The organism is Desulfovermiculus halophilus DSM 18834 (assembly GCF_000620765.1).
GTDB classification, from domain to species: Bacteria; Desulfobacterota; Desulfovibrionia; order Desulfovibrionales; family Desulfothermaceae; genus Desulfovermiculus; species Desulfovermiculus halophilus.
Genome location: NZ_JIAK01000016.1, coordinates 44088 through 56570, shown reverse-complemented (window position 1 = coordinate 56570; position 12483 = coordinate 44088). Strand labels below are relative to the sequence as shown.

General features: G+C 58.8%; 10 protein-coding genes. 8 read left to right on the top strand and 2 right to left on the bottom strand.

All coding sequences use genetic code 11. The features are described from left to right. The first annotated feature begins 103 nt into the window (after nucleotides 1–103). From clpB to pgi, 3 genes are all read left to right on the top strand, one after another. Nucleotides 104–2722: an ATP-dependent chaperone ClpB gene (clpB, locus tag N902_RS0109085; RefSeq protein ID WP_027370687.1), complete on the top strand. Its 2619-nt coding sequence runs from the start codon at nucleotides 104–106 to the stop codon at nucleotides 2720–2722. A 376-nt stretch (nucleotides 2723–3098) separates the two neighbouring features. Beyond that, nucleotides 3099–4130, top strand: coding sequence for a DUF1786 domain-containing protein (locus N902_RS0109080; protein ID WP_034622386.1), 1032 nt, complete (start codon nucleotides 3099–3101; stop codon nucleotides 4128–4130). Nucleotides 4131–4182: 52 nt separating this feature from the next. Then, nucleotides 4183–5832: a glucose-6-phosphate isomerase gene (gene pgi, locus N902_RS0109075; RefSeq protein WP_027370685.1), complete on the top strand. Its 1650-nt coding sequence runs from the start codon at nucleotides 4183–4185 to the stop codon at nucleotides 5830–5832. Nucleotides 5833–5868: 36 nt separating this feature from the next. Here the strand turns inward: pgi and N902_RS0109070 are convergent, their stop codons facing one another. Continuing rightward, the gene (locus N902_RS0109070; protein ID WP_027370684.1) at nucleotides 5869–6312 is read right to left on the bottom strand and encodes a DMT family transporter; all 444 of its coding nucleotides are present in this window, start codon (nucleotides 6310–6312) and stop codon (nucleotides 5869–5871) included. A 34-nt stretch (nucleotides 6313–6346) separates the two neighbouring features. Here N902_RS0109070 and N902_RS0109065 point away from each other — a divergent pair, with 34 nt between their 5' ends. Next, nucleotides 6347–7180 carry an SAM hydrolase/SAM-dependent halogenase family protein gene (locus tag N902_RS0109065; protein WP_244147397.1) on the top strand — a complete coding sequence of 278 codons (834 nt, stop codon included), beginning with the start codon at nucleotides 6347–6349 and terminating at the stop codon, nucleotides 7178–7180. A 372-nt stretch (nucleotides 7181–7552) separates the two neighbouring features. Here the strand turns inward: N902_RS0109065 and N902_RS0109055 are convergent, their stop codons facing one another. Then, the gene (locus N902_RS0109055) at nucleotides 7553–9496 is read right to left on the bottom strand and encodes a molybdopterin biosynthesis protein (RefSeq protein ID WP_027370682.1); all 1944 of its coding nucleotides are present in this window, start codon (nucleotides 9494–9496) and stop codon (nucleotides 7553–7555) included. Between the two features lie 48 nt (nucleotides 9497–9544). Here N902_RS0109055 and truA point away from each other — a divergent pair, with 48 nt between their 5' ends. From truA to N902_RS0109035, 4 genes are read left to right on the top strand one after another with little or no spacing between them, the layout of a single operon-like run. Then, entirely contained in the window at nucleotides 9545–10306 is a 762-nt protein-coding gene (truA, locus tag N902_RS0109050; RefSeq protein WP_027370681.1) for a tRNA pseudouridine(38-40) synthase TruA, read from the top strand. A gap of 47 nt (nucleotides 10307–10353) precedes the next feature. Then, nucleotides 10354–11202: a pantoate--beta-alanine ligase gene (panC, locus tag N902_RS0109045; protein ID WP_027370680.1), complete on the top strand. Its 849-nt coding sequence runs from the start codon at nucleotides 10354–10356 to the stop codon at nucleotides 11200–11202. 4 nt (nucleotides 11203–11206) lie between these two features. Then, nucleotides 11207–11554, top strand: coding sequence for an aspartate 1-decarboxylase (panD, locus tag N902_RS0109040; protein WP_027370679.1), 348 nt, complete (start codon nucleotides 11207–11209; stop codon nucleotides 11552–11554). A 45-nt stretch (nucleotides 11555–11599) separates the two neighbouring features. Then, nucleotides 11600–11794 carry a ferredoxin gene (locus N902_RS0109035; RefSeq protein WP_027370678.1) on the top strand — a complete coding sequence of 65 codons (195 nt, stop codon included), beginning with the start codon at nucleotides 11600–11602 and terminating at the stop codon, nucleotides 11792–11794. The last annotated feature ends 689 nt before the right edge of the window (nucleotides 11795–12483 follow it).

Genomic DNA, 12483 nt, shown 5'->3' with positions numbered 1-12483 from the left:
CCGATACCGATACCGACTGGGAGTGGTTACCCAATCGGATCCTGATAACTATTAACCAATAACTCATAACAGTTTGTCATACAAAATATGATGGAGGAAATATATGGATCTAAATAAATTCACCCAAAAATCACAGGAAGCGCTTTCTGAAGCGCAGAATATAGCCACCCGGTACAACAATCAGCAGGTAGAGGTCGAACACCTGGCCCTGGCCCTGGTGGAGCAGGAAGGGCTGGTCAGCGATCTCCTGCAGCGCGGCGGCGTGGGTATAAAGAATTATAAGGATGCGCTCATCGCGGAGCTGAAAAAGATCCCTCAGGTCAGCGGGCCCGGGGCCCAGCCCGGCCAGGTGTATGTCACCCAGCGGTTGAACGCTCTCCTGGTCAAGGCCCAGGACCTGGCTGCGAAGATGCAGGACGAATACGTCAGTGTCGAGCACCTGTTCCTGAGTCTGCTGGAGGAACCCCAATCCACCAGCGTGGGCAAGGTCAACCGCAGCTTCAGGATTGACAAGGACAAGATACTTTCACTGCTCACCGAGGTCCGCGGCCATCAGCGGGTGACCTCGGCCAATCCGGAAGGGACCTACGACGCCTTGAAGAAATACGGTCGGGATCTGGTGGAAGAGGCCCGGAAGGGCAAGCTGGATCCGGTCATCGGCCGGGACGGAGAGATCCGTCGGGTCATCCGGATCCTGAGCCGGCGGACCAAAAACAATCCGGTCCTTATCGGCGAAGCCGGGGTGGGCAAAACAGCCATCGCCGAAGGGTTGGCCCAGCGTATCGTCAAGCAGGATGTCCCCGAAGGCCTCAAGGACAAGACCATATTCGCCCTGGACCTGGGATCCCTGATTGCCGGGGCCAAGTACAGGGGCGAGTTCGAGGAGCGTTTAAAAGCCGTGCTCAAGGAGATCCAGGAATCCGAGGGCCGGGTGATTATGTTTGTGGACGAAATGCACACCATAGTCGGCGCGGGCAAGACCGAGGGCTCCATGGACGCCGGCAACCTGCTCAAGCCCATGCTGGCCAGAGGCGAGCTGCACTGCATTGGGGCCACCACCCTGGATGAGTACCGGAAGAATATTGAGAAGGATCCGGCCTTGGAGCGCAGGTTTCAGCCGGTCATGGTCACCGAACCGACAATGGAGGACACGATCTCCATACTCCGCGGTCTGCGGGAGCGTTTCGAGGTCCATCACGGGGTGCGGATCAATGATTCGGCCCTGGTTACAGCTGCCACTCTATCCGATCGGTACATCACAGACCGCAATCTCCCGGACAAGGCCATTGACTTGATCGACGAGGCCGCGGCCATGATCCGCACGGAGATCGACTCCCTGCCCACAGAGCTGGACGAGATCAACCGGAGGATCATGCAGCTGGAGATCGAGCGCGAGGCCCTGCGCCGGGAGTCGGACAAGGCCTCCAAGGAGCGCCTGGAGACCCTGGAGAAGGAGCTGGCCGAGGCCAAGGAGAACCAGTCCCAGCTCATGGCCCAGTGGGAAAAGGAAAAGAACTCCATCAAGAGCATGCAGCAGCTCAAGGAAGAGCTGGAAAAGACCAAGCTGGAGATTGAGGAGGCTGAGCGCAATTACGATTTAAACCGGGTGGCTGAGCTGCGCTACGGCAAGCTGGCCGATCTGGAACGCCAGATCAAAGAGAAGGAAGAAAGCCCGGAGGAAGAAGAGAAGCCCCAGTTGCTCAAGGAGGAGGTGGGGCCGGACGACGTGGCGGAAATAATCTCCCGCTGGACGGGCATCCCCCTGTCCAAGCTCCTGGAGGGGGAAAAGGATAAGCTCCTTCGCCTGCCCGAGGTCCTGCACAACCGGGTCGTGGGCCAGGATGAAGCGGTGGATGCCGTGGCCGATGCGGTTCTGAGGGCCAGGGCCGGACTTAAGGACCCCAACCGGCCTATCGGCTCCTTCATCTTCCTCGGGCCGACCGGGGTGGGCAAGACGGAGCTCTGCAAGACCCTGGCCCAATCCCTGTTCGATTCTGAAGAGAACATGATCCGGCTGGACATGTCCGAGTACATGGAAAAGCATACCGTGGCCCGGATGATCGGGGCCCCTCCGGGATACGTGGGCTATGAAGAGGGCGGACAGCTGACTGAGGCCGTACGCCGCAAGCCGTACTCGGTCATCCTTCTGGATGAGATCGAGAAGGCCCATGCGGATGTGTTCAACATCCTGCTTCAGATCCTGGACGACGGCCGGCTGACCGACAGTCACGGCCGGGTGGTGGACTTCAAGAACACCATCGTCATCATGACCTCCAATCTGGGGTCCCAGTTCCTGCTCGAGGGCATCACCGAGCGGGGCGAGCTGAAGGAAGACGCCAGGGGACAGGTGATGACCACCCTGCGCTCCGAGTTCCGGCCCGAATTCCTGAACCGGGTGGACGAAATCGTGATGTTCACTCCCTTGCTCCAAGAGCAGATCAAGCAGGTCATCGATCTGCTCATGCAGCGTCTGGAAGGCCGCCTGGCTGACCGAAAGATCGGTATCCGGCTCTCGGACAAGGCCAAGGACTTCATCGCCAGTGAAGCCTATGATCCAGTGTACGGAGCCAGGCCGTTGCGCCGTTACCTGCAGACCCATATAGAGAGCACCCTGGCCAAGAAGCTGATAAGCGGGGAGCTTATGGAGGGTCAGCAGGTGCTTGTTGATGAGCAAAACGGGGAGCTGGTCCTCGTGCTGGAGACGTCAGAGGAAGCGGCATAAATTTTTGGCCCGCTTCAAGCGGGCCAAAAATTTTCGGTTCTTCAACGTAGCCTGTGGATTTTTGGAGTTTGCCATTTCTTCTGTGTGCCCACTTTCGGCCCGGTATTTTCTAACTCCCGCCAAAGGGGGATCCCTGCCCCCTCCCGGCTACTCACGTGCAGGTCACTGCTTTCTGTGTGACGAAAGCTTATCATACACGTGAGTGCCGGGTTTCCCCCTTTTGGCGGGACCAAGAAAATGTGCGGGCCTGCCGCTCACGGCACACAGAAGAGACGGCAAACTCTTATGTAGGCAATTCCACTTTCTGTGTCGAAGAGCCAAATTTTCCTAACCTTTGCCATTGGATGTTACTGTAAACTACAAATTGAGTATCTGCATGAATATCCTGTGCATAGATATCGGCAGTGGGACCCAGGACGTTTTGTACTATCAGTCCGGTCAGCCCATGCAAAACTGCCCCAAGTTCGTCCTTCCCTCTCCGGCCCAGCTGGTCAGCCGGCAGATAGAGCAGCGCACCCAGGCCGGCAAGGACATATACCTCTACGGCCAAGTGATGGGCGGCGGGTTTGGCGGCCGGGTGTGGGCACATCTGGAAAAGGGGCTGTCCGTGGCCGCCCATCCCCAGGCCGCCCTGTCCCTGTCCGACGATGTTCGCTCGCTGGAGAAGCGGGGTGTTGCCCTCCGTGAGGCATGCCCGGCGGGGTATTGCCCGGTTTATCTCTCGGACTTCGATCCCGGGTTCTGGCGGGGGCTGCTGGCCCAGGCCGGGCTGGATATCCCGGATATGGTCCTGGCCGCGGCTCAAGATCACGGGTTTCATCCTCAAGCCAGCAACCGCCTGGGACGATTTTCCCTGTGGACCGAGCTTTTGAGCCAAACTCAGGGACGGGTGCAGGACCTCCTGTTCGAGCGGCCTCCGCAGGAGCTGACCCGGCTGCAGGCTGTGCAGGCCATGACCGGAGGGGGGCCAGTGGCCGATACCGGGGCTGCGGCTGTTCTCGGGGCCCTGTACGATCCTGCGATCCAGGCCCAGTCCAGTGAACACGGGGTGCTGGTGGTTAATGTGGGCAACAGCCATACCATTGCCTTTCTCGTCTATAAGGACCGCATCTACGGGATTTTTGAACATCACACAGGCCTTTTGGATGCAGGCAAGCTCTGGGAACTTTTGCGACGGTTCAAAGACCGGGAGCTGGACAACCAGGAAATCTTTGCCGACAATGGCCATGGATGCATGCTGTGTTCCGGCTGCCCGGAGGAAGCCTCTTTTGATGCTACTGTCGTTTTGGGCCCGCGGCGGGACATGCTGCACGGCTACCCGGTGACCTTTCCGGCCCCTGGCGGGGATATGATGCTGGCCGGGGCCTTCGGCCTGCTCCACGGCTGGCGCCTGAAAAAGGGAGATTGACAGGTGCCGGGGGTGACCACAGACCACAGACCACCGAAGACAAGGAGGCTCTATGCCTACGCCACCGTCGACTCAGGCCTGGAAGGCCTTGGCTGATTACCGCCGGGTCATGGACCAGGCACATCTCCGGGATATGTTCCGGGACGATCCGCGTCGCTTTGAACGCTTTTCCCTTCGCTTGGGGCCGATTCTGTACGACTATTCCAAGCAGCGCATCGACACCCGGTGCATGGAGCTTCTGTTTTCACTGGCCCGGGAAATGGATCTGGAGGGAAAGATCCAGGCCATGTACTCCGGAGCACGGATCAACCGGACCGAGGACCGAAGTGTCCTGCATATCGCCCTGCGCAACCGGTCCAATCGCCCCATAGAAGTCGACGGACAGGATGTGATGCCCGGGGTGAACGCGGTTCTGGACCAGATGCGGGAGTTCACCGCCCGGGTCAGGTCAGGGGAGTGGACCGGAAGCACCGGGAGGCAGATCACAGACGTGGTCAATATCGGCATCGGGGGATCTGATCTCGGACCGCGCATGGCGGCCAAAGCCCTGGCCGCATACGGCCAGCCCGGACTCTCCTGTCATTTTGTCTCCAACATCGATCCCACGCATCTGCATCAGTGCCTCCATGCCCTGGACCCGGAAACAACCCTGTTCGTCATCGCTTCCAAGACGTTCACCACTCAGGAAACCATGACCAATGCCCGTTCCGCCCGGAAATGGCTGACAGACGAGCTCGGGGAGAAGGCTGATGTGGCCCGGCATTTTGTGGCCGTATCCACCAATGAGCCCAAAGTCCGGGAGTTCGGGATCGATCCGAAAAATATGTTCCGTTTCTGGGACTGGGTCGGCGGGCGGTATTCTGTATGGTCGGCCATTGGTCTGCCTCTGGCCCTGCTCATTGGAATGGACCGCTTTGAGGACTTTCTGCTCGGGGCGCACATGGTGGACGAACACTTCCAAACCGCGGAACTGGAGGAGAACGTCCCGGCGATCATGGGGCTCTTGGCTGTCTGGTACTCATCTTTTCTGGGGGCGGAAAGCCAGGCTGTGCTCCCCTATGATCAGTATCTGGAGGATTTCCCGGCCTATCTGCAGCAAGGGGAGATGGAAAGCAACGGCAAGCGGATCACAATGGACGGCGAGGTTGTGGACTATCCCACCGGACCGATCATCTGGGGAGAGCCGGGGACCAACGGCCAGCACGCGTTCTTCCAGCTTTTGCACCAGGGAACCAGGCTCGTGCCCTGCGATTTCATCGCCTTTGCCCGCAGCTTGAATCCCATAGGCGAACACCATGAGATTTTGCTGGCCAACTTTTTTGCCCAGACCGAAGCCCTGATGCGGGGCAAGACAGAAGCGGAAGCCAAAGAGGAGCTCAAGGCGCAGGGGCTGGACCAGGAGCAGGTGGAACGGCTGGTTCGGCACAAGACATTCCCCGGAAACCGCCCATCAAGCTCCATAGTGGTTGAGGAGCTCACTCCCTACACCTTGGGAGCGCTCATGGCCTTGTATGAGCACAAGATCTTCGTTCAGGGCGCGGTCTGGAACATCAACTCCTTTGATCAGATGGGCGTGGAGCTGGGCAAGCAATTGGCCAAGGCCATTCTGCCTGAACTGCAAAGCCCTGGATCAGTCTCAGCCCACGACAACTCCACCAACGGGCTGATCAATGCATGGAAAGCCTTGGCCGGGCCCAGATAGGCGGGAGTCAGTCCCGTTCAGGGGGAAATGTCTGCATCAGGTGTTCTTGATCAGCAGCACCCCGGCGCAGAGGAGGAAAACACCAACCACCCGCCACATGGAGATGGGGTGGACCGGATAGCCGAGAAGCCCGAAGTGATCCAGGATGAGCGAGGCCAGCATCTGCCCGGCCAGGAAAAAGGCGAACATGGTGGTGGCCCCCAGCTTGGGCACCGCGATGATGGTCACGGTAACCAGGAATGCGCCGCCGAAGCCTCCAATCCAGACCCACCACGGACTTGCGCTTACTGTGCTCAACGCAGGCCAGGGGATGCGCAGAGCCACAGTGAGCACAAGCAGGCCCAGTGTGCCGACCATAAAGGATACCAGGGCGGCCAGGAAGTTGCTGTGCACCCACTGACTGAGTCTGGCGTTGATCCCGGCCTGGGTCGGGGCGACCATGCCGGCGGCAACCACGAGAAGGGCAAAGAGTATTTTCATGGCAGTTTCACGAGCATCAGGCGGCAGATGAGAATTGGAAAATCGAAACCAACTGAACATGCCTGGTCCGCATAAGCCACCAACCTTTTTTCTGCTCACGGATTTCGGTCTTCAGGATCCCTATGTAGGGCAGATGAAGGCCGTTCTCTGGTCCTTGTGTCCACAGGCCACTATCCTGGATCTCAGCCACGGGGTCCAGGCCCACAATGCCGTACAGGCCGGATTTTTCCTGGCCTCATCCTGGCCCTATCTCCCGGAAGGGTCGATCGGTCTGGCTGTGGTCGATCCCGGAGTGGGGACCAGCCGGCCTCTTCTCTTGTTTGAGCAGAACAAAAAATCTGTTCTGACCCCGGACAACGGCCTTATCGGCCTACTTCTGACCAGCCAGACCGACTGCCGTGTGTGGCGCATCAATTCTCCGGCTCCGAAAAATGAGGTGAGCGCAACCTTTCACGGCCGGGATGTCTTTGCTCCCTTGGCCTGCCGGTTGGCTGAAGGTGTCGAAGCTGCGGAGCTTGGTACAGAGATCACCCCTGCGGATTGCAGGAGCACGCATTGGAGCTTAGCCGTCCTGCATGGGAATCAGGTGCAGGCGACTGTGATGCACGTGGATGGTTTCGGCAATTGCATCCTGAATCTGGACTGTCGGACCTGGGGCCGACGCTTTCCGGCCGGGTCGTCTTTTGCCCTCCTGCATCCCAGGCGGGAGAGCGTATATGCGGTTTCCACCTACGCCAGAATCCCAGAAGACAGCGTGGGCCTTCTGGCCGGCAGTCAGGGCTATCTGGAGCTGGCCTGCAACCAACGTCCATGCGCCCGGCACCTGGATCTGGCCATCGGGGATGCGTGCATCATAGACCTGGGGTAAAATGGTTCTTCGACGTAGCTTGTGGATTTTTGGAGTTTGCCGTCTCTTCTGTGTGCCCACTTTCGGCCCGGTATTTTCTAAGCCCCGCCAAAGGGGGATCCCTGCCCCCTCCAGGCACTCACATGCTGGACATTGTTTTCAGATGGACTGAGCATATCATGCATGTGAGTGCCTGGTTTCCCCCTTTTGGCGGGACCAAGAAAATGTGCGGGCCTGCCGCTCACGGCACACAGAAGAGACGGCAAACTCTCATGTAGGCAATTCCACTTTCTGGGTCGAAGAGCCGGTAAAATCTGGGCGGTACTTGCCCTGCCAACCGCACCTGTCTTGATTGGGCAATCCGGCGACTGACTCCGGACCACCGACTACCGGTTATGTGCCCAGCCCCATTCCTGGCTGCATGATCCGGCCGCTCAGTTGAGTCTCATATCCACCCAGATCCTCGATCTTGTTTTGAAAATCGCCGTCCCGGAGCAGGGCGAGCACGGTCTGGACCTTGGGATCTTGCATATGGGCCGCAGGGATGATCAGGTCATAGCGCTCCCGGGCCAAGGGGACAAAGTCCAGGTCCAGGGCCTTGGCCGCAGCGTAGATGCCCATGCCGCAGTCAGCGGTTTGGGAAAGGACATTCACGGCCACGGCCATATGGGTAAACTCCTCCTGGTCGTAGCCGGTGATCTGATCCGAAGATATGCCCGCCTGCCGCAGGTGGTCGTCGAACAGGATCCGGGTCCCGGCCCCGCGCTGGCGATTGATGAACATCAATTGAGAGTCGGCCAGATCCTTGATTGTGGAAATTTTCTTCGGGTTGCCTTTGGGCACGATCAGGCCTTGATGGCGGATGGCCACATTGACCGCCTGCACCTCCACTCCAGGCAGGTACTTGTCCAGAAAGGGGAAGTTGTAGTCCTGACTGTCCGGATCAAAGAGATGGGACCCGCCCAGGTGTGCGGTTCCCCGCTTCAGGGCCTGCAGTCCTCCCACGCTGCCCACATGGGTGGAGGCCAGGGTGATCGGCTTCTCCTGGTCCATGAGCTCGTTGGCCAAGAGATCCAGGATGTTGTCGTGGCTGCCCACACAGACCAGGGTCTGCTCCAGCTCATCCCTGGAGACCAGGCATTCGGCTGTCAGGGGCTTGTCCGCCGGATGGCCCTCCGAGGACCTGGGGATCTTGGCCATGCCCTGGGCCTTGGTCAGGGAGGTGATCAGGCCGGCCCCCCGGGGCAAGGGGGTCGCCACCCAATGCTCGCCCACCCGGCCGATGCTCAGGCGCAGGAATTCATCCTGTCCCAGCTTGGAGGGAACGCTGCGGGTCAAGGAAACTTGAACCGTGGGCCGGGACGGGGGGCGGATATGGCCGAGCCAGAAGATAATGGGGCGCAGGACCTGCTCGCAGCAGATCACGCTGCTCACCGGATAGCCCGGCGCTCCGACCAGCAGGGTGTTGCCGCTCAGCCCGAACAGACTGGGCTTGCCCGGCATGGCCGCCAGGCCGTGGATAAGCACCTCTCCCAGGTTTTCCATCGCCTTGCGGGTGTAGTCCTTGGTCCCGGCCGAAGAGCCTGCTCCGATGATGACCATATGGCTTCCCGCGTCCAGGGCGTCCCGGAGGGCCTGAGTGAGCTCCTGTTCATTGTCCGCAACCGGAGGAACCCGGGTTACCTCGCAGCCCCAGGATCCGAGCATTAACCCCATCACCTGCGAGTTGCTCTCAATGACCTCTCCAGGCTGGGGAGATGGCCGGGTGGTAAAGTCCAGGACTTCGTCCCCGGTGGGAATGATACGGACCCGCAGCTTTTGCCGAACGTTCAGCTCGAAGATCCCGCCGCTGAGCAAGGCACCGATATCGTACGCATTCAGGACCCGGTTTTGGGGCAGGATCAGCTCAGTGGCCACAATGTCTTCCCCGATGCGCCGGACGTGCTGCCAGGGATGGGCCGGAGCTTCGATGTGCACAGTCTGTTGGTCAGCCTGGTGCACGTGCTCGATCATGATCACTGCATCGGCGAACCCGGGCATAGGCTCTCCGGTGTTCACCGGCTGATAATCTTGGCCTGCCTTGAGGCTGACCGGACTGCCTTCCCGGGCCGCAAAGGTGCTTTCCGCTCTGACTGCAATCCCGTCCATGGCTGCGGAATGGTAGGTGGGAGACGAGCATTTGGCGTACACTGCTTGAGCTGTGATCCGCCCGGCTGCTTCATGGGTGGGGACGATCTCGGTGCCGGCCAGGGCGGTGCGGTCTATGCGGGACTTTATTTCCTCGATTGCCTGCTCAATCGGCACTGTTTGCAGATAGATGTTGCGTGTGGCGGTCATTATGCAGATATCCTTGACAGGTTGGAAAAATAAGGGCACCTGAAGCTCATGCCCCGTTTGAAACTGATTGTGGCCTATACTGGCACTCATTTCCAGGGTTGGCAAGTTCAGCCCGGGACACGTACAGTGCAGGGCTGCCTGCAGGATGCCCTGTCCACAATCTGTTCCCAGAAGGTTGTGGTTCACGGTTCAGGCCGAACAGACTCCGGGGTGCATGCCCTGGGCCAGGTGGCCCACGCCGATGTTCCCCAAAAGCGGTGTGATGTGCCCTGGGTCCGGGCCTTGAACCGTATGCTTCCCGAGGATATTGCCGTACGGGAGGCACAATATGTCCACCCCGGATTCCATGCCCAGTATTCGGCCCGGGAAAAGGAGTACGTGTACTCCCTGTGGACCCATCCGGAATATGTATTGCCCCAGGATCGGCCCTTTGTCTGGTGGATGCCCGGAGTGGAAGCCGCTCCCCTGCGGGAGGCTGCTGAAGTCATCCGGGGCGAGCATGACTTTGCCGCTTTTCAGAACGCCGGTACACCGGTGGCTCATACGGTACGTCGCTTGCATGATGTTGAAATAAGGGACAGAGACCGCCGGATTGACTGCAGCTTCACAGCCAACGGCTTTGTCAAGCAGATGGTCCGTAACCTCATGGGGGCCTTGGTGGCTGTGGGCAGGGGAAAGATGGGTATCGGCCAGTTGCGTTCTCTTTTGGAAAGCAGGGACCGCCGCTTGGGTCCGGCTACAGCTCCGGCCAGAGGCCTGACTTTGGTTCAGGTGGGATATGATCCGGGGACACTTTCCCGGATCAACTGATTGCCGGCGGCCTGAAGCGGCGCGAGACCCCTTGACAGGAAGGAAACATGCAGGTTCTCAGTTCAGTACATGCGTTCCAAAACCAGTGCCTTGATCTTCGCTGTTCCGGACGGGTCACTGCCTTGGTCCCGACTATGGGCTACTTTCATGAAGGACATTTGAGCCTCATGCGCTGGGCCCGGGAGAATGCGGACACTGTTCTGGTCAGTCTGTTCGTCAACCCCGCACAATTCGGTCCAGCCGAAGACCTGGACCGCTATCCCCGCGACCTGGAGAGGGACCAGGACTTGGCCCGGGAATCCGGGGTGGACATCCTGTTCACTCCCCAAGCGGATGAGGTTTACAGCCCCAATCACGATACCTGGGTGGACGTGCCCGGTTTGAGCACCTATTTGTGCGGGCAGAGCAGGCCGCATTTCTTCCGCGGGGTGTGTACCGTGGTCTGCAAGCTGCTGAATATGGCCCTGCCGCATACAGCGGTTTTCGGCCAAAAAGACTGGCAGCAGATGGTGGTCATCACCCGTATGGCCAGAGATCTGAATCTTCCGGTGCAGATTGTTGGACGACCAATCGTCCGGGAAGAGGACGGCCTGGCCATGAGCTCCAGAAATGCGTATCTCAGCGACCAGGAGCGGAGACAGGCTGCCCATATCTATGCCGGTCTGCAATACATCCAGGATTGGGTCCGGGATGGGGAAACCGGGACCGCGAAGCTCAAATCGCGGCTGGAAGACTACTATGCCCGGAACATACCGTCTGGACGCATTGATTATGTGCACTTCGTCCATCCCTGGGAACTGACCCCGGTGGATCGAATCGATTCCCAGGTTCTGGCTGCTGTGGCTGTGCATGTGGGCTCGGCCAGACTTATCGATAACATGCTGATTCAAGGATGATAAAATGGCAATGCGGTGTTTTTTACAGGCCAAGATTCATCGGGCAACGATTACCTTTGCCGATGTCGACTATGTGGGAAGCATAGCCATTTGCCCCAAGCTGATGGAGGCATCCGGCATATTGCCCAATGAGCAGGTGGACGTGTACAATGTGACCAACGGCAATCGGCTGACCACCTATGCCATTGTCGGCAACCAGGGGGAGATCGGCCTCAACGGTGCTGCGGCTCTCAAGGGGCGGGCAGGGCACAAGGTTATCATTGCCGCGTACACTTGGCTGAACCGGGACGAGCTGGATGGGCACGAGCCCAGGCTGGTCTTTGTCGACGAGCAGAATCGAGAAATGCGGTAACATTCACCGACAAGATCGAAGAACCCTTTATTCTCCGGAGGCGACATGAGCAAGAAAGTTGTGTTGGATCAGGAAGAGTGCATTGGATGCGAGAGCTGTGTGGAGATCTGCCCCGAGGTGTTCGCCTTTGACGCGGATACGGAAAAGGCCTATGTGATCAAGCCCGAAGGCGGCCCGGAGGACGACATCCAAGAGGCCATGGATTCCTGCCCAGTGGAATGCATCTCCTGGGAAGAGTAGGGTCTTGCAGCCGGAGCTGGAATAAGGACGATTTTTTGGTCGTTTTTTTGTTCAGACCCCACCGTAAGGGTGTGTGCTCAAAGGGCATGATGTGGTTCTTCGCCGCAGCCTGTGGATTTTTGGAGTTTGCCATCTCTTCTGTGTGCCCACTTTCGGCCCGGTATTTTCTATACCCCGCCAAAGGGGGGATCCCTGCCCCCTCCAGGCACTCACATGATGGACATTGCCTTCAGATGGACTGAGCATATCATGCATGTGAGTGCCTGGTTTCCCCCTTTTGGCGGGACCAAGAAAATGTGCGGGCCTGCCGCTCACGGCACACAGAAGAGACGGCAAACTCCTATGTAGGCAATTCCACTTTCTGTGTCCAAGAGCCCCTGATGTGATGCGCATCTTGCGCTTCCCATGCGGCGGAACAGTTACCCAAAGTTTCGTTTTGCCTTGCAAATCAAGCGAAGAGGAATGCCGGCAGGCAAAGGGCCCGCAAGGGCCCTTTTGTCGTTGAAATGGCCCCCTGCTTTTTGGCCTAGGCTGGGAGGTATGGCGAAAAGGGGCAGGGGACCAAAGAGGAATGCTACGACCTGCTGTCCGGCTTGTGGCCGGCCTGAGCCAAGGTGGCCCGCTCTTCAAGACGGTCGATGGCTGCAAAGAATTCCTTGATTCGTGAAAAAAGAGAAATAATCAAGCTC

Excerpts from the sequence above, each read along its gene's own strand:
- clpB (WP_027370687.1), top strand. The coding sequence starts at position 104 with ATGGATCTAAATAAATTCACCCAAAAATCACAGGAAGCGCTTTCTGAA.
- N902_RS0109080 (WP_034622386.1), top strand. The coding sequence starts at position 3,099 with ATGAATATCCTGTGCATAGATATCGGCAGTGGGACCCAGGACGTTTTG.
- pgi (WP_027370685.1), top strand. The coding sequence starts at position 4,183 with ATGCCTACGCCACCGTCGACTCAGGCCTGGAAGGCCTTGGCTGATTAC.
- N902_RS0109070 (WP_027370684.1), bottom strand. The coding sequence starts at position 6,312 with ATGAAAATACTCTTTGCCCTTCTCGTGGTTGCCGCCGGCATGGTCGCC.
- N902_RS0109055 (WP_027370682.1), bottom strand. The coding sequence starts at position 9,496 with ATGACCGCCACACGCAACATCTATCTGCAAACAGTGCCGATTGAGCAG.
- truA (WP_027370681.1), top strand. The coding sequence starts at position 9,545 with ATGCCCCGTTTGAAACTGATTGTGGCCTATACTGGCACTCATTTCCAG.
- panC (WP_027370680.1), top strand. The coding sequence starts at position 10,354 with ATGCAGGTTCTCAGTTCAGTACATGCGTTCCAAAACCAGTGCCTTGAT.
- panD (WP_027370679.1), top strand. The coding sequence starts at position 11,207 with ATGGCAATGCGGTGTTTTTTACAGGCCAAGATTCATCGGGCAACGATT.
- N902_RS0109035 (WP_027370678.1), top strand. The coding sequence starts at position 11,600 with ATGAGCAAGAAAGTTGTGTTGGATCAGGAAGAGTGCATTGGATGCGAG.